Raw genomic sequence first — 18,941 nt, 5'->3', positions numbered from 1 at the left:
GCGCTGGACAGCTGGGTGAACCTGAACCTGGTGGAGACGCGGACGTGTCCCGGCGGCGTGGTCCTGACCAGGTACGAGACGAGGCGCTGAGCAGCTTCCCGCTGTCTCACGGCTTGGATGGGTGTTTCCTCTCACCGTCGCGGCGATCTCCCCCACCGCACACCCCCAAGCCCACGAGCGGTGCCCTGGTAGAAGCCCACGGTGTCAGCGGGCTTCTACCAGGGCACCAGCATCAGAGCCCAATCACCCATACGAGTGGGCGGCTTGACCTGCCAGTCTCAGATTCGTGTCAGATATGCCATCGCTTGGCCATCGCTCGTGAGATTTGGCCACGAAATCTGGGACCCTACAGGCGCCTTCTAGGTCTGCGCCATGTCCACGAAGCGTGAGTAGTGGCCCTGGAATGCCACAGTGATCGTCGCCGTCGGGCCGTTACGGTGCTTGGCCACCATCAGGTCCGCCTCGCCCGCCCGCGGGGACTCCTTCTCATACGCGTCCTCGCGGTGCAGCAGGATCACCATGTCGGCGTCCTGCTCGATGGAGCCGGATTCACGAAGGTCGGAGACCATCGGCTTCTTGTCCGTACGCTGCTCCGGACCACGGTTCAGCTGGGACAGCGCGATGACCGGGAGCTCCAGCTCCTTCGCCAGCAACTTGAGGTTTCGGGACATGTCCGAGACCTCCTGCTGACGGCTTTCGGCACGCTTCGAGCCACCGGACTGCATCAGCTGCAAGTAGTCGATGATCACCAGCTTGATGTCGTTCCGCTGTTTCAGCCGACGGCACTTCGCCCGGATCTCCATCATCGACAGGTTCGGCGAATCGTCGATGTAGAGCGGCGCGGCCGAGACATCCGGCATCCGGCGGGCCAGCCGCGTCCAGTCCTCGTCGGTCATCGTGCCGGAGCGCATGTGGTGCAGAGCCACCCGCGCTTCGGCGGACAGCAGCCGCATCGCAATCTCGTTGCGGCCCATTTCGAGGGAGAAGATCACGCTCGGCAGGTTGTTCTTGATCGACGCGGCCCGCGCGAAGTCCAGGGCCAGCGTGGACTTACCCATTGCCGGACGCGCCGCGATGACGATCATCTGGCCCGGGTGCAGGCCGTTGGTCAGGGCGTCGAAGTCGGTGAAGCCGGTCGGTACGCCGGTCATCTCGCCGGAGCGCGAACCGATCGCCTCGATCTCGTCGAGCGCGCCCTCCATGATGTCCCCCAGCGGAAGATAGTCCTCGCTGGTGCGCTGCTCGGTGACCGCGTAGATCTCGGCCTGTGCCGAGTTGACGATCTCGTCGACGTCACCGTCGGCCGCGTACCCCATCTGCGTGATCTTCGTGCCCGCCTCGACAAGCCGTCGCAGGACGGCCCGTTCGTGGACGATCTCCGCGTAGTAGGAGGCGTTGGCCGCAGTCGGCACTGACTGGACGAGGGTGTGCAGATAGGGAGCGCCGCCCACCTTGGTGATCGCGCCGCGCTTGACCAGCTCGGCCGCGACCGTGATCGGGTCGGCGGGCTCGCCCTTGGCATAAAGGTCGAGGATCGCCTGGAAGACGGTCTCGTGGGCGGGGCGGTAGAAGTCGTGCCCCTTGATGATCTCCACGACGTCGGCGATGGCGTCCTTGGAGAGGAGCATGCCGCCGAGGACCGACTGCTCGGCGTCCAGGTCCTGAGGGGGCACGCGCTCGAATCCGGGCGAGCTGCCGTCCCAGCCACCGCTCTCCCTGCCGCGGTCGTGCTGCTCTCCGCGGTCCCGGCCTTCGCCACGACGCTGGCGGGAAACGGGCAGACGGTCACTGGGACCGATGTCGGCCCAGGGATCGTCCAAAGGCTCGGGAATGCTCACCGTGCCACCTCCTCCCGTCCGCTCCGCGGACCTTCGCCGTGCCACTCTTTCTTACGGCACAGCACCGACAATCAAGACGCTCGACTCCGGTTCCGGCACGTCGAGTTCTGCGGGATTCCAGAGCTGAAACGGGGTGTGGGCGCCGGTCCACGGTAGGCCCCGCTGCACCGTCAGCCAATCTGGTTATCCACAGGGCATGTGGACAGCGGACCAGATGCTGTGGAGAACTCCGCAGAACCTGTGCACGGAGCAGGGGACAGCACTGTGGACAAACTCATAACGCGACCCTCACCTCAGCCCTGACCTGCACTTTCTCCATCCACTGGCTGTGGGGGAGAAAAACTTTCCGAGTCGGCACAAGATCACGGCAAACCGCACGCAGGAGAACACCCAGTGCCAGCAAATGTAAGGATCGCTATGGCATTGCATCCGTTACCTGTGGAAGATTAGATTGGCCCTCATGCCCCTGGCCCCCGCGACCTCACATTCCAGCCGCCGACGGCACGATCGCGAGATCGTCGCACTCGCCGTCCCCGCCTTCGGCGCGCTCGTCGCCGAGCCGCTCTTCGTCATGGCCGACAGCGCCATCGTCGGCCATCTCGGCACACCACAACTGGCCGGCCTGGGCGTCGCCGCAGCCCTGCTGACCACCGCCGTGAGCATCTTCGTCTTCCTCGCCTACGCCACCACGGCGGCGGTCGCGCGACGCGTAGGTGCGGGCGATCTCGCTTCCGCGATACGGCAGGGCATGGACGGCATCTGGCTGGCGCTGCTCCTCGGCGTCGCCGTCATCGCTGTGACGCTCCCTTCTGCTCCCTGGCTCGTCGATCTCTTCGGCACCTCCGACACCGCTGCGCCGTACGCCACCACCTATCTACGGATCTCGAGCCTCGGTATCCCCGCCATGCTCATGGTGATGGCCGCTACCGGCGTGCTCCGTGGCCTGCAGGACACCAGGACCCCGCTCTATGTCGCCATCGGCGGTTTCGCGGCCAACGGAGCCCTCAACACGGGGCTTGTCTACGGCGCCGGTCTCGGTATCGCCGGATCGGCCTGGGGCACCGTGATCGCCCAGGTCGGCATGGCCGCGGCCTATCTGATCGTGGTGGTGCGGGGCGCACGCCGCCACGGCGCATCGTTGCGCCCCGACGCGGCAGGGATCAGGGCCAGTGCCCAGGCAGGCGTCCCCCTGCTCGTCCGTACGCTATCTCTCCGCGCCGTCCTGATGATCGCCACCGCCGTCGCCGCGCGCCTGGGCGACACCGATATCGCCGCCCACCAGATCATCCTCTCCCTGTGGAGCCTGATGGCCTTCGCTCTCGACGCCATTGCCATCGCCGGACAGGCCATCATCGGCCGCTACCTCGGGGCCGATGACACCACGGGTGCACGCGAGGCATGCCGCCGTATGGTGCAGTGGGGTGTTTCCTCAGGTGTGGCGCTCGGGGCACTGATCGTGCTCGCGCGTCCCTTGTTCATCCCTCTGTTCACAGGCGACCAGGACGTTCGGAGCACCCTGATCCCCGCCTTGCTGGTGGTGGCCGTCGGGCAGCCGATCGCAGGCGTGGTCTTCGTGCTGGACGGTGTACTGATGGGCGCCGGAGACGGCCGGTACCTCGCCTGGGCCATGCTGATCACCCTGGCCGTCTTCGCTCCGGTCGCCCTGCTCGTGCCCACCTACGGCGGAGGTCTGACTGCTCTGTGGTGGGCGATGGCACTGATGATGACGGTCCGTATGGTGACCCTCTGGCTGCGCACGCGGTCGGGTAAGTGGATCGTCACCGGAGCCACCCGCTGAGCAGTGACCGTCGATCCTGTTTCACGTGAAACGGCAAAGGGCTGCACCCCGCGGGGTGCAGCCCTTCACTTGCTCTGGTGAGCTGTGCCCTTAGGCAGCAACGACCTCGATGCCGAGCTTCGCCGCGACCTCGGGGTGCAGACGCACGGACACCTGGTGCCCGCCGAGCGTCTTGATCGGCGAGCCGAGCTCGACGCGACGCTTGTCGACGTCCGGGCCACCGGCAGCCTTGATCGCCGAAGCGATGTCGGCCGGAGTGACGGAGCCGAAGAGACGGCCGGCGTCGCCGGAGCGAACGGCCAGACGAACCTTCACGGCCTCAAGCTTGGCCTTGACCTCGTTGGCCTGCTCGATCGTCGCGATCTCGTGGATCTTGCGGGCGCGGCGGATCTGCGCCACGTCCTTCTCGCCACCCTTGGTCCAGCGGATGGCAAAGCCACGCGGAACCAAGTAGTTACGGGCGTACCCGTCCTTGACGTCGACGACGTCGCCGGCAGCGCCGAGGCCGGAGACCTCGTGGGTGAGGATGATCTTCATTATTCGGTCACCCTTCCCTTATCGCGCGGTGGACGTGTAGGGCAGCAGCGCCATCTCACGGCTGTTCTTCACTGCCGTGGCGACGTCACGCTGGTGCTGCGTGCAGTTGCCGGTTACGCGGCGGGCACGGATCTTGCCGCGGTCGGAAATGAACTTCCGCAGCATGTTCGTGTCCTTGTAGTCCACGTACTGGGTCTTGTCCTTGCAGAAAGCGCAGACCTTCTTCTTAGGCTTGCGCACAGGCGGCTTCGCCATGGTGTTTCTCCTGTGTGATCAAGAAGTGGGGGTACGAGCTGCCCTAGAAGGGAGGCTCGTCCGAGTAGCCGCCGCCGGAACCGCCGGAGCTTCCGCCCCAACCGCCTCCGCCGCCCTGCTGACCCCCGCCTTGCTGGCCGCCGGCCGGCGCGCTGGTGGCCCACGGGTCGTCGGCGGGAGCACCGCCGCCACCCTGCTGGCCGCCGCCACCGGGACCGCCGCCCCAGTTGCCGCCACCCTGCTGGCCACCGCCGTAACCACCCTGGCCGCCCTGGCCACCGCGACCGGTGGTCTTGGTGACCTTGGCCGTGGCGCTCTTGAGACTGGGGCCGACTTCCTCGACGTCCAGCTCGTAGACCGTGCGCTTCACGCCTTCGCGGTCTTCGTACGACCGCTGCTTCAGCCGGCCCTGCACGACAACGCGCATGCCTCGCTGGAGCGACTCGGCGACGTTCTCCGCCGCCTGCCGCCAGACCGAGCAGGTGAGGAACAGGCCTTCGCCGTCCTTCCACTCATTGGTCTGTCGGTCGAAGATGCGGGGAGTGGACGCGACACGGAACTTCGCGACCGCCGCACCGGACGGGGTGAAACGCAGCTCGGGGTCGTCGACGAGATTGCCGACGACCGTGATGACGGTCTCGCCTGCCATGGGTGAACCTCTCGGCGGGGATTGCTTCTGGCTGCTTGCTGCTACTCGAACCCGATGACCACTGAGCTAGATGCTCAGTGGATCTCGGGACGGAGGACCTTGGTCCGGAGGACCGACTCGTTCAGGTTCATCTGGCGGTCGAGCTCCTTGACGACCGCAGGCTCGGCCTGCAGGTCGATGACCGAGTAGATGCCCTCGGGCTTCTTCTTGATCTCGTAAGCGAGACGACGACGGCCCCAGGTGTCGACCTTCTCAACCTTTCCGTTGCCCTCACGGACGACGGAGAGGAAGTTCTCGATCAGCGGGGAGACAGCGCGCTCCTCGAGATCGGGGTCGAGGATGACCATCACCTCGTAGTGACGCATGTGGAACCCACCTCCTTTGGACTCAGCGGCCACGGTCGTTCCGTGGCAGGAGGGTCGTGATGCGTAAGCAACAGTGTCTCCGAGTAAAACAGCCGCCACTGACAATGCCCCCTCCGAAGAGGGCTGACGTGCTGGCCTGGGCAGACACCGGTGCAGACCGTACAGAGTACCCGCACACCGGCTTCCGGTTGAAATCCGGTGCTCAGGAGACGCAATCTGTACACATCGGGTGTGAGCGGCGCCACGATGCGCCGCCTTCGGCCAGGAGGTACTTCGATGGCACAGACAACGCAAACCCGCCGCCCTGCCGTTTCCCTTCTCGCCACGGACGGAAAGCCCCATCCGCGCCAGGACATTCTGGTGGGGGTAACGGTGGCCCTCGGTCTGATCGCCTTCGTGACGGCGATGTTCCACGGCCTGCATCTGATCAGCTCGTGGGCCGGACTCATCGGGATCCTCACGGGTGCATACGGGCAGTACATCTCGGTGACCACCCGCGAGAGGTTCCCGCTGATCCTCGGTATAGGCGCGTCCGCCATCGGGTTCTACCTGGGCATGGCCCACGGCGGTCTCTTCGGCGGCCTGTAGCCGCGCCTGTCCCGGACACCTCCGGACCGCCGGTCACGGCGGTCCACCCGCATCCCCCCAGGGGGTCGTGCAGCCCCCCTGAGGGCGGACAGCCGGGACCCACCTGGCCGACAAGGTCCGACAGGGCCAGACGACGCGCTCCCCGGTCGCAGTAGGCTTCGGCGCGAGAGCCGGAGCCCCTGACCGATGGGGACACACCTGCCGAGGAGCGCCCCGCATGAGCCTGACCCTGAGGACCATCAGCCGAGAGCAGCATCTGGCGTACATCCAGAGTCTGCCGTCGGCCAGTCACTGCCAGGTCCCGGCGTGGGCGGATGTGAAGACCGAGTGGCGCTCGGAGAACCTGGGCTGGTTCGACAGGAACGGCGAGATCGTGGGCGCCGCCCTGGTGCTGTACCGCCAACTCCCGAAGATCAAGCGGTATCTCGCGTACCTCCCTGAGGGCCCGGTCATCAACTGGTACGCGCCGAACCTCAACGACTGGCTGCAGCCGATGCTCGCGCATCTCAAGCAGCAGGGCGCCTTCTCGGTGAAGATGGGCCCGCCGGTCGTCATCCGCCGCTGGGACGCAGCCGCCATCAAGTCCGGTATCCAGGACCCCGACGTGAAGCGCCTGCGCGACGTCGAGGCCACGCACATCGAGCCGCGTGCTTTCGAAGTCGCGGACCGGCTGCGGAAGATGGGCTGGCAGCAGGGCGAGGACGGCGGCGCCGGCTTCGGTGACGTGCAGCCTCGCTACGTCTTCCAGGTGCCGCTGGCGAACCGCTCCCTCGAAGACGTTCTCAAAGGCTTCAACCAGCTGTGGCGGCGCAACATCAAGAAGGCTGAGAAGGCCGGCGTCGAGGTGGTCCAGGGCAGTTACGAAGACCTCGCCGAATGGCAGCGGTTGTACGAGATCACCGCCGTGCGCGACCACTTCAGGCCGCGTCCCCTCTCCTACTTCCAGCGCATGTGGACCGTCCTCAACTCCGAGGACCCCAACCGCATGCGGCTGTATTTCGCGCGCCACAACGGGGTGAACCTCTCCGCGGCGACGATGCTCGTCGTCGGTGGGCACGTCTGGTACTCGTACGGCGCGTCCGACAACATCGGACGCGAGGTACGGCCCTCGAACGCCATGCAGTGGCGGATGCTGCGCGACTCCTACGCGATGGGCGCCACCGTCTACGACCTGCGCGGCATCAGCGACTCGCTCGACGAGACCGACCACCTCTTCGGCCTGATCCAGTTCAAGGTCGGCACCGGTGGCGAAGCCGTCGAGTACGTCGGTGAGTGGGACTTCCCGCTCAACAAGCTGCTGCACAAGGCGCTGGACATGTATATGTCGCGCCGCTGACGACACCGGCATCATCCGTTGCGATGAGCGTTTCAGCAGGCCCGCCGGCAGGCAGGCCGACAGGCTCGGACACTTCGACAAGCTCCACATACCTCTCATACACCGCTGCCACCAGAAAGGTTCCGGACCGGCCATGGCGCTCTCCCTCTACGTCGACACCGCGCGCTGGCGGGCGCACCAGAAATCCGTCCTCGACCAGTTCCCCGGGCTCGTCCCGGTCTGCAAGGGCAACGGATACGGCTTCGGTCACGAGCGACTCGCAGACGAGGCGATCCGCTTCGGCTCCGACACACTCGCTGTCGGCACCACCTACGAGGCAGCCCGCATAAAGGACTGGTTCAGCGGCGATCTGCTGGTCCTCACCCCGTTCCGGCGTGGTGAGGAGCCCGTGCCGCTGCCCGACCGCGTCATCCGGTCGGTCTCCTCCGTGGACGGCGTGCACGCGCTGGTGGGCGCCCGGGTCGTCATCGAGTGCATGAGCTCGATGAAGCGTCACGGCGTCAAGGAGGAGGAGCTGGGGCAGCTGCACGCCGCCATCGAGGACGTCCGTCTCGAAGGCTTCGCGCTGCACCTGCCGCTGGACCGCACCGACGGCTCGGACGCGGTCGAGGAGGTCATCGGCTGGATGGACCGCCTTCGCGCCGCACGGCTGCCGCTGCACACCATGTTCGTCAGCCATCTGCGCGCCGAGGAGCAGGCCCGGCTGCAGCAGCAGTTCCCGCAGACCCGCTTCCGTGCCCGGATCGGCACACGGCTGTGGCTCGGCGACCACGACGCGACGGAGTACCGGGGGGCCGTCCTCGACGTCACGCGTGTCGCCAAGGGTGACCGCTTCGGCTACCGCCAGCAGAAGGCCGCCTCCGACGGCTGGCTGGTGGTCGTCGCCGGCGGCACGTCGCACGGCGTGGGCCTGGAGGCCCCGAAGGCGCTGCACGGCGTGATGCCGCGCGCCAAGGGCGTCGCCCGCGCGGGCCTGGCCACCGTCAACCGGAATCTGTCGCCCTTCGTCTGGGCGGGCAAGCAGCGCTGGTTCGCCGAGCCGCCCCACATGCAGGTGTCGATCCTGTTCGTGCCCGCGGACGCACAGGAACCGAAGGTCGGCGACGAGCTGGTGGCCCATCTGCGCCACACGACCACTCAGTTCGACCGCCTCGTCGACCGCTGAGGCGTCGGGCCGGACGGCATCACGACCGGCTCCACAACCGATGGGGCCAGGGCCTCGCCCCGGGTTTCGCGCCCTTGGCGAGGCCCTGTTCAGTCCGCGGCCGGTCCATGTGACCCTGCTCGGTCCGCGGTCGGCTCGTACACTGCGCCCCACTCCACCCGCGGCCCCTCGACCGCGAGTGCCGCGTGCCGCGGCGGATGTGCCGCGGCATGCCCCAGCACGAAGACGTCCTCGGCACCGTCGAACACCCCGCCCGACGGATCGTCCGAACCGTCCCTGCGTACGACGTCCCGCTCCGGCATCAGAATGTCCCGTACGACGACGGCGCAGAGGTAGAGCGTGCCCAGCAGGTGCAAAGCAATCGCCACCTGATAGCCCTCGGTCGGCAGCCCCAGGTGCTTGTCGCCGCTCGTCGTGTACGCGAGGTACATCCAGATCCCGAGGACGTACATGGCCTCGCACGCCTGCCAGATCAGGAAGTCCCGCCATCGCGGCCTGGCCAGTGCGGCGAGGGGGATCAGCCACAACACGTACTGCGGCGAGTAGACCTTGTTGGTGAGAATGAACGCCGCGACGACAAGAAGGACCAGCTGGGCGAAACGGGGCCGACGCGGGGCCATCAGCGTCAGCACCAGGATGCATACGCAGAAGAAGAGCATCAGCAGCGTCGATGCGGTGTTCACCGTGTCGACCGGGATGGGAATGCCGGTGCGCTGCGAGATGATCAGCCAGAACGAGCCGAAGTCGAGCGGCCGGTCGTGGCTGAACGTGTAGAACTTCTTCCATCCCTCGGGCGCGAACACCATCACCGGCAGGTTCACCACCAGCCATGATGCGGTCGCGCCGAGTGTCGCCACGAAGAACTCCCGCCATTTCCCCGCCCGCCAGCAGAGCACGAAGACCGGCCCCAGCAGGAGTACGGGGTAGAGCTTGGCGGCTGTGGCGAGGCCGATGAGGATGCCGAAGGCCAGCGTCCGCTGCCGGGACCACATGAGCATGGCCGCGGCCGTCAGCGCGACGGCCAGCAGGTCCCAGTTGATCGTCGCGGTGAGCGCGAAGGCCGGCGCGAGGGCGACCAGCAGTCCGTCCCACGGACGGCGCCGGTGCGTACGGGCGACACACACCGCCATGACCGCGGTGCAGATCATCAGCATGCCCGCGTTGACCATCCAGTACATCTGCTCGCGGTACTGGATGGAGCCACCGGGCGTCAGCCAGGCCGCGACCTGCATGAACACCCCGGTCAGGACGGGGTACTCCAGGTACTGCATGGTGTCGCTCAGCCGGTCGAAGTACGGCACGAGACCGTCCGCGAAACCACGTCCGACGAAAAGGTGCGGAATGTCGGAGTAGCAGGCATGCGTGTACTGCGAGCTGGCGCCCCTGAACCACGCCCAGTTGTAACAGGGCACTTTCTGCACCATGCCGAGCGCGAACATCCCGATCGCCACCAGGGCGACGACACGCACAGGCGTGAGGGGGCCGGAGCCGAGCCGCGCCCAGCGCCCCGACCGCCCGCCGATCAGCTCGCTGCCGGCCGCGGCGATCTCGTCCTGGTGCGTGGGCCGAACGACGGGCCGTTCCTGGTGCACGCTCGTGTGTTCTGCGCTTGGCATGCCGCACATCCTGCCGTACGGGGCTGTGGAAACGGCGAGGGCCGCCGCACCGAGTGGTGCGGCGGCCCTGGTGGCCTTCTTTCGGCTGCGCCTATTGGCCTGCCGTTCGGGCGCTATCCGGTCGGGCCTCCGAAGAGACCGCCGTTCCCGTTGCCGTTGCCGTTCCCGTTGCCCCCGCTGACCGACGAGGTATCCGGAGACGTGGTCCCGTCGGTCGGAGTGGGAGATCCGCCGCCGCCGCTACCGGCCGAGTTGCCTCCGTTGTTGCCTCCGTTGCTGTTCTGGCAATTCCAGTCCAACCTCCCGCAGCTGCCGCTCGGGTCGGGCGTGGGGGAGGAGGGCGTCATCGAAGGTGTGGTGGACGGCGTGTCGGAGGGGGTCTCCGAAGGCACGATGCTCGGCGTCGGCGAAGGGCTCGGTGCGCCGCCCCCGTAGAGCGTCTCGCCCCACGGCTCCGGCTTCGGGAAGGTCAGGACCTCCGCCCCCTTCAGCGCGTCGGCCATGTAGTCGTGCCAGATCTGGGCCGGGAACGAGGCACCGTGGATCGTCTTCTCGCCACCCGTGCCGTACATCTTCTCGAACTTACGGTTCTTGTGCTTCTCGTTGTCGTCGTACCGGAACATGCTGATGGCGGTCGACAGCTGCGGGGTGTACCCCACGAACCAGGCGGACTTGTTGTCGTCCGTCGTACCCGTCTTGCCCGCGACATCACGGCCGGGGAGCTGGGCGGGCGTGCCGGTCCCCTTCTCGACGACGTTCTTCAGGACGTCGGTGACGTTGTCGGCGACGGCATTGTCGAAGGCGCGCTTGGGAACCTTCTTGTGCTGATAGATGATGTCGCCGCGGTATGTGACCTTCTCGACGGAGTACGGGTCGTGCTGCATCCCGCTGTCGGCGAAGGTGCCGTAGGCCCCAGCCATCCGGATCGCGCTGGGCTGGGACGTGCCGATGGAGAACGACGGAACGGTCGAGTCGGCCATGGAGACGTCGTCGTGCAGGCCTGCGGCGACGGCAACGTCCTTCACCTTGTCGGTGCCGACGTCCATACCGAGCTGGACGTACGGGGAGTTGGCAGAATGCTGCATGGCCTCGCGAAGGGTGATGTTCCCCCTCGACTCATGGCCGTCGTTGCTCTGCAGCCACTCCTTGCCCTTCTCGTCGCGCCAGATCTCACCGTTGTACTTCTTGATCTTCAGCTTGTCGTCGGCGTTGTAGATGCTCTTCGGGGAGACCTTCGTGCGCTGCGATTCGTCCTGATCCGCCGTGCCTTTCGGGTCACGCTTGCCGTACTCCATCGCGGCAGTCAGCACGAACGGCTTGAAGGTCGAACCGACCTGCGCACCGGTGGTGTCGGCGTTGTTGGTGTAGTGCTGCGTCGCGTCCTGACCACCGTAGATCGCGCGAATGGCGCCGGTTTTCGGATCCACCGAAGCGCCGCCGAACTGGACGTGCGTGTCCGTCTTGGGGCGCTGCTTCGGCTTGATCTTGCGGTCGTAGACCTTCTTGACCGCGGTGTTGAGCGCCTCGACCTTTTTCTCGTCGAAGGTGGTGTGGATCTCGTAGCCGCCCAGGGCAAGCTTTTCCGGGGTGACGTCCTTGTTGTTGTTGAGGAAGGTCTTCCGGGCGAGGGACACCAGATAACCGGTCTGACCGCCCAGCTGCGCGTTTTGCTTCGGCGGATCCGGCATGGGGAACTCCGTGTACTTGGCGCGCTCCTTCTGGGTCATCCGCCCGTCCTTCACCTCCTCGTTGAGGATCCAGCGCCAGCGCTTCTCCGCCCGAACCTTGTTCTTCGCAGGGGTCGCCTCCTTGGGGTCGGCCTCGGTAACGCCGGCCGGGTCGAAGTAGGTCGGGCCCTTCAGCAGGGTGGCCAGGAAGGCACACTGGCTCGGATTGAGCTTGCGGGCGTCCGTGCCGTAGTACGTACGAGCCGCGGCCTGGATCCCCGATGCGCCTCGCCCGTAATACGAGATGTTCAGGTAGCCGGCCATGACAGTCCGCTTGGTCTCCGTCTTGCCGACCTTGATCGTGATGAAGAGCTCTTCGAACTTCCGGCTCAGGGTCTGCTCCTGAGAGAGACGCGAGTTCTTCACGTACTGCTGGGTGATCGTCGAGCCGCCCTGGGTCTGTCCGCCCTTGGCCATGTTGTAGAAGGCCCGGGCGATACCCATCGGGTCGATGCCGCTGTCGGTGTCGAACGACTTGTTCTCCGCCGAGATGACGGCGTTCCGCATGGCCTCGGGGATCTGCTCGTAATCGATGATCTGACGGTTGGCCTCACCGCCCGTGGCGATCATCTGCCTCCCGTCAGCCCAGTAGTAGACGTTGTTCTCCGCCTGGGCCGCAGCCTTCACACTGGGCTTCCCGACCATCGCGTACGCGATACCGCCGAGGCCCATGAGAAGGCCGAGGAAGCCGATGCACAGGCCGGAGACCAGCTTCCAGGACGGCACCCAGCGCCGCGCTCCGTACTTGCCGGCGCGCGGGTAGTCGATGAAGCGCTTCTTCACAGGACGCTGACTGCCGCGCCCGCGGCCCCGACCAGGACCCTCGTACCCGTCGCCACCACCACCGCGGCGTCGGCCACCGCCGCCGCCATGACCCGCGCCACCTCCCTCGGCGGCACGTCGGCTCCCGCTTCCACGCTGCGCGGCTCGTCTGGCCGCGGCACGCCCGCCGTACGGACTCTCGTCGTCGTACGAACCGGAAGGTGACTCAATAGTTACTTCGCGTGACGGAGCTGCGCGGCGTCCTGCGGACTGCTGGGCGGCTCGTCTGGTCGCGGCACGCCCGCCACCTTGCGGTTGCTGCGTCTTGCGACGGTGCTCGCTCATCGAACGACTACTCCTCGGGCAGGCGAGAGCGCCTGGAAGCGGCAGGTGAGATCCGGTCCCCCGAATTACGGACGGACCCTGCGACAGGTTCATCCGCAGTGCGTCCGGTCAGTCCGCGACGACTGACGCTCGGGGGCGTCGCGCGGTTCCCGGTGGTCTGCATGCCGCACAGACTACGCACGGTCAAAACCCACCTAGGGCCCAAGTTCACCCCAAATCACGCAAGTCACTTCCTACGAATTGGTGATGTGACGCCGTTCACGATGCTCCCCCTTGTCGCATCGAGGTGAGCGATCTATCGTCATGATGTATCGAGTCGATACATCAGCTCGGCATAGGGCTCCGCGAGAGCACTCGGAGAAGGAGGAGGCGAAGTTGAGCAGACGCTCCGGCATCCTCGAATTCGCCGTACTCGGTCTGCTCCGCGAGTCCCCGATGCACGGGTACGAGCTGCGCAAACGCCTCAACACCTCGTTGGGGATATTCCGCGCCTTCAGCTACGGCACCCTCTACCCCTGCCTCAAGACGCTGGTGGCCAGCGGCTGGTTGATCGAGGAGCCGGGAAACGGTCCCGCAGAGGTTCCGCCCGCCGGCGGGCGTGCGGTCGCCCCTTCCTCTTCACTGGCAGGACGCCGCGCCAAGATCGTCTACCGGCTGACGGCAGAAGGTAAGGAGCACTTCGAGGAGCTGCTCTCGCACACCGGCCCCGACTCCTGGGAGGACGAGCACTTCGCAGCCCGTTTCGCCTTCTTCGGACAGACGGAGCACGAGGTGCGGATGCGGGTACTGGAAGGGCGCCGCAGCCGGCTGGAGGAGCGCCTGGAGAAGATGCGTGCCTCTCTGGCACGCACCCGCGAACGACTCGACGACTACACACTTGAGCTGCAGCGGCACGGCATGGAATCCGTGGAGCGCGAAGTGCGCTGGCTGAACGAGCTCATCGAGAGCGAGCGGTCGGGACGGGATCAGCAACGGTCCTCGCCCGAGGGCTCCGCTCAGCAGAACACAGCAGGGGAGACGGACGGCCTGCCCCGGCACCGGGGTCCTACCCCGCCGGATCCGTCCGCCGACACCGGCAAGTGAAGTCCCGGCACTTCCGCAGGGCCTTCATCGGAATGACCAAGAACACTCAACACAGGGAGCAACCGGAATGGGTTCGGTTCGCGTAGCCATCGTCGGCGTGGGCAACTGCGCCGCCTCGCTGGTGCAGGGCGTCGAGTACTACAAGGACGCCGATCCGGCCGGCAAGGTGCCCGGTCTGATGCACGTCCAGTTCGGCGAGTACCACGTGCGTGACGTCGAGTTCGTCGCCGCCTTCGATGTCGACGCGAAGAAGGTCGGCCTCGACCTCGCGGACGCCATCGGTGCCAGCGAGAACAACACCATCAAGATCGCCGACGTTCCGAACACCGGCGTGACCGTTCAGCGCGGCCACACCCACGACGGCCTGGGCAAGTACTACCGCGAGACCATCGAGGAGTCCACCGAGGCCCCGGTCGACGTCGTCCAGGTCCTCAAGGACAAGCAGGTCGACGTTCTCGTCTGCTACCTGCCCGTTGGTTCCGAGGTCGCTGCGAAGTTCTACGCGCAGTGCGCCATCGACGCGAAGGTCGCGTTCGTCAACGCCCTCCCGGTCTTCATCGCCGGCACCAAGGAGTGGGCGGACAAGTTCACCGAGGCCGGTGTCCCGATCGTCGGCGACGACATCAAGTCCCAGGTCGGCGCCACCATCACGCACCGTGTGATGGCGAAGCTCTTCGAGGACCGCGGTGTCATCCTGGACCGCACGATGCAGCTGAACGTCGGCGGCAACATGGACTTCAAGAACATGCTCGAGCGTGAGCGCCTGGAGTCCAAGAAGATCTCCAAGACGCAGGCCGTCACCTCGCAGATCCGTGACCGCGAGCTCGGTGCGGACAACGTCCACATCGGTCCGTCGGACTACGTGGCCTGGCTGGACGACCGCAAGTGGGCGTACGTGCGCCTCGAGGGCCGCGCCTTCGGTGACGTTCCGCTGAACCTGGAGTACAAGCTCGAGGTCTGGGACTCCCCGAACTCCGCCGGTGTCATCATCGACGCCGTGCGCGCCGCGAAGATCGCCAAGGACCGTGGCATCGGTGGCCCGATCCTCTCCGCGTCCTCATACTTCATGAAGTCCCCGCCGGTCCAGTACTTCGACGACGAGGCCCGCGAAAACGTCGAGAAGTTCATCAACGGCGACGTCGAGCGCTGACACGACCGGGAACGGCGTGTGACCGTGGCAGGGTGATGAACGGCAACGCTTCTCCCCTTCCGCCTCGTTGAGGGTCCCCGGGCAATCCGCCCGGGGACCCTCAACGTATGTGACCCTTGCCCACATGCCCGTCGTACGTGATCTGCGCGTACTCCTGCGCCTACGGAACTTCCGTCGCCTGCTGGCCGTACGGCTCCTCTCCCAGTCCGCCGACGGCGTCTATCAGGTCGCCCTCGCCGCACACGTCGTCTTCTCCCCGGAGAAGCAGACGTCGGCAGCAGCCATCGCCTCCGCGATGGCCGTACTGCTGCTGCCGTACTCGCTCATCGGCCCTTTCGCCGGTGTCCTGCTGGACCGCTGGCGGCGCCGCCAGGTCTTCCTGTACGGCAATCTGTTGCGCGCAGCCCTCGCCTGCTGCACCGCCCTGCTGATCCTCGGCTCCGCACCCGCTTGGCTCTTCTACGCCTCCGCGCTGTGCGTCACAGGGGTCAACCGCTTTGTGCTGGCGGGACTCTCGGCCGCGCTGCCGCGGGTTGTCGACAGAGACCGGCTGGTCATGGCCAACTCGCTCTCACCGACCGCAGGCACGCTCGCCGCCACGGCGGGCGGCGGCCTCGCCTTCGCCGTACGCCTGGTGGCGGCGGACTCGGATGCCGCGGTGGTGCTATTGGGCGCGGGGCTCTACCTCGCCTCGGCGCTGGCCTCCCTGCGCCTTGCCACCCAACTCCTCGGACCGGACACGAACGGCGGTCCTCTCCCGCTCAGGGACGCGCTGGCCATCACCGCTCACGGGCTCGTCGCCGGGCTGCGCCATCTGGCGGGACGGAAGGACGCCGCACGGGCACTGGCCGCCATGACAGTGATCCGGTTCTGCTACGGGGCGCTGACCGTGATGGTGCTGATGCTGTGCCGGTACGCCTGGTCCGACAGCGAATCCGGCGGCCTGGCCCTGCTCGGACTGGCCGTGGGCGCCTCGGGGGCGGGATTCTTCACGGCGGCCGTACTGACGCCTTGGGCTGTGGGGCAGCTCGGCCGGTTCCGCTGGATAGCGACTTGCGCCGCAGCGGCTGCCGTCCTAGAACCCGCGCTCGGACTGTGGTTCACCCCCGGGCCGATGCTGGTCGCGGCGTTCGTCCTCGGAGTCGTCACTCAAGGAGCGAAGATCACGACGGACACGGTGGTACAGACCGCGGTGGACGACTCATTCCGCGGTCGCGTCTTCTCCCTTTACGACGTGCTGTTCAACGTGGCCTTCGTGGGCGCTGCCGCAGTAGCCGCTGTGGCTCTGCCTCCTGACGGACGGTCGGCCACGGTGGTGATCGGACTTGCCGCGCTCTACGGGATCGTCGCCGTGACGACGTTCCGGTGGAGCCCTGTCGGTGAGGTGCTATAGCGTGCGCGCGTCGAGGGAAAAGCGGCGCACGATCCACGGGGGTATCAGCATGACCTATCCGCCTCAGCAAGGCCCTGGACCATACGGGCAACAGCCCCAACAGCCGTACCCGCCCCAGCAACCCGCGTACGGCTATCCGCAACAGCAGCCGTATCCGCAGCATCAGGGTCAGCAGCCGTACGGCGGCTATCCCGGCGGCCCTCCGTCCCAGGGAATGCCCCCACAGGGCCTGCCGCCTCAGAACATGCCCGGCGGCAAGAAAGCTTTCCTGGCAGTGCGCAACATCGTCATCATCGTAGTGGCGCTCGGCGCGCTCGCGGGCCTGAAGTTCGGCTGGGACAAGCTATTCGAGTCGGACGCCAAGGCCGCCTCGGTCGGTGACTGCCTGGAGAACAAGGGCTCCGACATCAGCCCAAACATGGCATCGGCCGACTGCGGTTCGTCGGCGGCCGAGTACAGGGTGACCGAGGTGCACGACGACACCGCGGACACGGACCTGTGCGACGCCAAGAAGTACATCGCCTACACCGAGACCTCCGGCAGCCGTAAGAGCCGGACCAGCGTGGTCCTCTGTCTGACACCGATGAAGTCGACGGGGTGACCGTCCGTCTTCCGAGGTGAGCACCGATAGCTGCATCGAGGGGTGCCGTTTCACGTGAAACAGCACCCCTCCGCACATCCGGCCGGGGTCATGTTTCACGTGAAACATGACCCCGGTTCCACCCTCAGCTCTGCTCGGCCCACCACTTCTTGAGCTCCGCGACGGCCACGTCATGCTCCATCGGGCCGTTCTCCAGCCGCATCTCCAGCAGGAACGCGTACGCCTTGCCGATCACCGGCCCAGGACCGACGCCCAGCGTCTTCATGATCGCGTTGCCGTCCAGGTCGGGCCGGATGGCGTCCAGCTCCTCTTGTTCCTTCAACTGTGCGATGCGCTCCTCAAGCGCGTCATAGGTGCGCGAGAGCGCGCCGGCCTTGCGCTTGTTCCGCGTCGTGCAGTCCGAACGCGTCAGCTTGTGCAGCCGCTCCAGCAGCGGGCCCGCATCCCGCACATACCGACGGACGGCGGAGTCGGTCCACTCGCCGTCGCCATAGCCGTGGAAGCGCAGATGCAGCTCCACCAGCTTCGAGACGTCCTTGACCAGGTCATTGGAGTACTTGAGCTCCGTCATGCGCTTCTTGACCATCTTGGCGCCCACCACCTCGTGGTGATGGAACGAGACGCGTCCGTCCTTCTCGAAGCGTCGGGTCCGCGGCTTACCGATGTCATGGAGCAGCGCAGCGAGCCGCAGAGTCAGATCGGGCCCGTCCTCCTCAAGGCCGATCGCCTGCTCCAGGACTGTCAGCGAGTGCTCATAGACGTCCTTGTGACGGTGATGCTCGTCACTTTCCAGTCGCAGCGCGGGCAGCTCCGGCAGCACCTGCTGTGCCAGTCCCGTACCGACCAGGAGTGCCAGTCCCTTGCGGGGGTGCGCGGAGAGCAGCAGCTTGTTGAGTTCCTCACGGACCCGCTCGGCGGAGACGATCTCGATACGGCCCGCCATCTCCGTCATCGCAGTGATGACATCAGGGGCGACCTCGAAATCCAGCTGCGCGGCGAAGCGCGCGGCACGCAGCATGCGCAGGGGATCGTCGGAGAAGGACTCCTCGGGTGTCCCGGGGGTGCGCAGCACCCGCTCCGCCAGGTCTTCGAGACCGCCGTGCGGGTCGACGAATTCCTTCTGCGGCAGCGCGACGGCCATGGCGTTGACCGTGAAGTCGCGGCGTACGAGGTCCTCCTCGATGGAGTGGCCGTAGGAGACCTCGGGCTTGCGCGAAGTCCTGTCGTACGCTTCCGACCGGAACGTGGTGACTTCGATCTGGTAGCCGTTCTTCTGGCAGCCCACCGTGCCGAAGGCGATACCGACCTCCCACACCGAGTCGGCCCATGGACGCACGATCTTCAGTACGTCCTCGGGCCGGGCGTCGGTGGTGAAGTCCAGGTCGTTCCCGAGCCTGCCGAGAAGCGCGTCCCGGACCGAGCCGCCGACCAGGGCCAGACTGAATCCGGCATCCTGGAATCGGCGGGCAAGGTCGTCGGCGACCGGGGAGACCCGCAGCAGTTCACTGACTGCCCGATGCTGCACCTGGGTCAGGGCACTGGAATTCTCTTCATTGGCGTTCGGCACAACAGAAAAGGGTACGTGCCCGGACCGGCCCGGGTGTCATCGTTTCTCTTCGCCCTGCAAGACTCTCCCGATCATGTAGCGCACACTCCAGCACGTAGCCCCCGCGCACATCGTTACCATGCGGGGACGCAGCAGACGCAGCAACCGACAACCATCGACAGCAGCT

At 66.4% G+C, this 18,941-nt stretch carries 16 protein-coding genes and 1 pseudogene; 9 read left to right on the top strand and 8 right to left on the bottom strand.

What is annotated here, in order from left to right:
• Window positions 1-90 (top strand): annotated as a pseudogene (locus AB0I23_RS14140) (dihydrofolate reductase family protein); the annotation flags it as partial.
• Window positions 91-359: 269 nt separating this feature from the next.
• Here the strand turns inward: AB0I23_RS14140 and dnaB are convergent.
• Window positions 360-1,820, bottom strand: coding sequence for a replicative DNA helicase (dnaB, locus tag AB0I23_RS14135; RefSeq protein WP_359109487.1), 1,461 nt, complete (start codon window positions 1,818-1,820; stop codon window positions 360-362).
• Between the two features lie 478 nt (window positions 1,821-2,298).
• On the opposite strand from dnaB, the gene AB0I23_RS14130 reads away from it, so the two are divergent.
• Window positions 2,299-3,636 (top strand): MATE family efflux transporter, encoded by a 1,338-nt coding sequence (locus AB0I23_RS14130; RefSeq protein WP_359109472.1) that lies wholly within the window; start codon window positions 2,299-2,301, stop codon window positions 3,634-3,636.
• Between the two features lie 90 nt (window positions 3,637-3,726).
• Here the strand turns inward: AB0I23_RS14130 and rplI are convergent, their stop codons facing one another.
• The 4 genes from rplI to rpsF all read right to left on the bottom strand — a co-directional run bounded on the left by rplI (window position 3,727) and on the right by rpsF (window position 5,442).
• On the bottom strand, window positions 3,727-4,173 hold the full coding sequence (gene rplI / locus AB0I23_RS14125; RefSeq protein ID WP_037702131.1) for a 50S ribosomal protein L9: 447 nt from the start codon (window positions 4,171-4,173) through the stop codon (window positions 3,727-3,729).
• Window positions 4,174-4,191: 18 nt separating this feature from the next.
• Window positions 4,192-4,428, bottom strand: a complete 237-nt coding sequence (rpsR, locus tag AB0I23_RS14120; RefSeq protein WP_003967857.1) for a 30S ribosomal protein S18 — start codon at window positions 4,426-4,428, stop codon at window positions 4,192-4,194.
• 43 nt (window positions 4,429-4,471) lie between these two features.
• Entirely contained in the window at window positions 4,472-5,077 is a 606-nt protein-coding gene (locus AB0I23_RS14115; RefSeq protein ID WP_037702128.1) for a single-stranded DNA-binding protein, read from the bottom strand.
• A gap of 74 nt (window positions 5,078-5,151) precedes the next feature.
• Window positions 5,152-5,442, bottom strand: a complete 291-nt coding sequence (gene rpsF, locus AB0I23_RS14110) for a 30S ribosomal protein S6 (protein ID WP_015609864.1) — start codon at window positions 5,440-5,442, stop codon at window positions 5,152-5,154.
• Window positions 5,443-5,718: 276 nt separating this feature from the next.
• Between rpsF and AB0I23_RS14105 the strand changes: the two genes are divergently transcribed.
• From AB0I23_RS14105 to AB0I23_RS14095, 3 genes are all read left to right on the top strand, one after another.
• Window positions 5,719-6,030 carry a hypothetical protein gene (locus AB0I23_RS14105; protein ID WP_359109471.1) on the top strand — a complete coding sequence of 104 codons (312 nt, stop codon included), beginning with the start codon at window positions 5,719-5,721 and terminating at the stop codon, window positions 6,028-6,030.
• A gap of 217 nt (window positions 6,031-6,247) precedes the next feature.
• Window positions 6,248-7,366 carry a lipid II:glycine glycyltransferase FemX gene (locus AB0I23_RS14100; protein WP_359109470.1) on the top strand — a complete coding sequence of 373 codons (1,119 nt, stop codon included), beginning with the start codon at window positions 6,248-6,250 and terminating at the stop codon, window positions 7,364-7,366.
• Window positions 7,367-7,499: 133 nt separating this feature from the next.
• Entirely contained in the window at window positions 7,500-8,531 is a 1,032-nt protein-coding gene (locus tag AB0I23_RS14095; RefSeq protein ID WP_037702122.1) for an alanine racemase, read from the top strand.
• A gap of 89 nt (window positions 8,532-8,620) precedes the next feature.
• On the opposite strand, the gene AB0I23_RS14090 is transcribed toward AB0I23_RS14095, so the two are convergent.
• Both AB0I23_RS14090 and AB0I23_RS14085 read right to left on the bottom strand, forming a co-directional pair.
• Entirely contained in the window at window positions 8,621-10,147 is a 1,527-nt protein-coding gene (locus AB0I23_RS14090; RefSeq protein WP_359109469.1) for a glycosyltransferase family 87 protein, read from the bottom strand.
• Between the two features lie 113 nt (window positions 10,148-10,260).
• Window positions 10,261-12,546 (bottom strand): transglycosylase domain-containing protein, encoded by a 2,286-nt coding sequence (locus AB0I23_RS14085; RefSeq protein WP_359109486.1) that lies wholly within the window; start codon window positions 12,544-12,546, stop codon window positions 10,261-10,263.
• Between the two features lie 810 nt (window positions 12,547-13,356).
• On the opposite strand from AB0I23_RS14085, the gene AB0I23_RS14080 reads away from it, so the two are divergent.
• From AB0I23_RS14080 to AB0I23_RS14065, 4 genes are all read left to right on the top strand, one after another.
• Window positions 13,357-14,064: a PadR family transcriptional regulator gene (locus AB0I23_RS14080; protein WP_359109467.1), complete on the top strand. Its 708-nt coding sequence runs from the start codon at window positions 13,357-13,359 to the stop codon at window positions 14,062-14,064.
• 67 nt (window positions 14,065-14,131) lie between these two features.
• The gene (locus AB0I23_RS14075; protein ID WP_359109466.1) at window positions 14,132-15,214 is read left to right on the top strand and encodes an inositol-3-phosphate synthase; all 1,083 of its coding nucleotides are present in this window, start codon (window positions 14,132-14,134) and stop codon (window positions 15,212-15,214) included.
• Between the two features lie 124 nt (window positions 15,215-15,338).
• Window positions 15,339-16,607, top strand: coding sequence for an MFS transporter (locus tag AB0I23_RS14070; protein ID WP_359109465.1), 1,269 nt, complete (start codon window positions 15,339-15,341; stop codon window positions 16,605-16,607).
• A gap of 49 nt (window positions 16,608-16,656) precedes the next feature.
• The gene (locus tag AB0I23_RS14065; protein WP_359109464.1) at window positions 16,657-17,208 is read left to right on the top strand and encodes an LppU/SCO3897 family protein; all 552 of its coding nucleotides are present in this window, start codon (window positions 16,657-16,659) and stop codon (window positions 17,206-17,208) included.
• A gap of 124 nt (window positions 17,209-17,332) precedes the next feature.
• Here the strand turns inward: AB0I23_RS14065 and AB0I23_RS14060 are convergent, their stop codons facing one another.
• Window positions 17,333-18,775, bottom strand: a complete 1,443-nt coding sequence (locus AB0I23_RS14060; RefSeq protein ID WP_359109463.1) for a CCA tRNA nucleotidyltransferase — start codon at window positions 18,773-18,775, stop codon at window positions 17,333-17,335.
• Between the last annotated feature and the right edge of the window lie 166 nt (window positions 18,776-18,941).

Source organism: Streptomyces atratus, from assembly GCF_040655115.1.
Classification (GTDB): Bacteria; Actinomycetota; Actinomycetes; order Streptomycetales; family Streptomycetaceae; genus Streptomyces; species Streptomyces atratus_D.
The sequence above is the reverse complement of the archived record's forward strand: the minus strand, read 5'-3'. Positions and strand labels throughout refer to the sequence as shown.

Coding starts and splice junctions, on each gene's coding strand:
- AB0I23_RS14130 (WP_359109472.1), top strand. CDS start 2,299: ATGCCCCTGGCCCCCGCGACCTCACATTCCAGCCGCCGACGGCACGAT.
- rplI (WP_037702131.1), bottom strand. CDS start 4,173: ATGAAGATCATCCTCACCCACGAGGTCTCCGGCCTCGGCGCTGCCGGC.
- rpsR (WP_003967857.1), bottom strand. CDS start 4,428: ATGGCGAAGCCGCCTGTGCGCAAGCCTAAGAAGAAGGTCTGCGCTTTC.
- AB0I23_RS14115 (WP_037702128.1), bottom strand. CDS start 5,077: ATGGCAGGCGAGACCGTCATCACGGTCGTCGGCAATCTCGTCGACGAC.
- rpsF (WP_015609864.1), bottom strand. CDS start 5,442: ATGCGTCACTACGAGGTGATGGTCATCCTCGACCCCGATCTCGAGGAG.
- AB0I23_RS14105 (WP_359109471.1), top strand. CDS start 5,719: ATGGCACAGACAACGCAAACCCGCCGCCCTGCCGTTTCCCTTCTCGCC.
- AB0I23_RS14100 (WP_359109470.1), top strand. CDS start 6,248: ATGAGCCTGACCCTGAGGACCATCAGCCGAGAGCAGCATCTGGCGTAC.
- AB0I23_RS14095 (WP_037702122.1), top strand. CDS start 7,500: ATGGCGCTCTCCCTCTACGTCGACACCGCGCGCTGGCGGGCGCACCAG.
- AB0I23_RS14090 (WP_359109469.1), bottom strand. CDS start 10,147: ATGCCAAGCGCAGAACACACGAGCGTGCACCAGGAACGGCCCGTCGTT.
- AB0I23_RS14085 (WP_359109486.1), bottom strand. CDS start 12,546: ATGGGCCTCGGCGGTATCGCGTACGCGATGGTCGGGAAGCCCAGTGTG.
- AB0I23_RS14075 (WP_359109466.1), top strand. CDS start 14,132: ATGGGTTCGGTTCGCGTAGCCATCGTCGGCGTGGGCAACTGCGCCGCC.
- AB0I23_RS14070 (WP_359109465.1), top strand. CDS start 15,339: ATGCCCGTCGTACGTGATCTGCGCGTACTCCTGCGCCTACGGAACTTC.
- AB0I23_RS14065 (WP_359109464.1), top strand. CDS start 16,657: ATGACCTATCCGCCTCAGCAAGGCCCTGGACCATACGGGCAACAGCCC.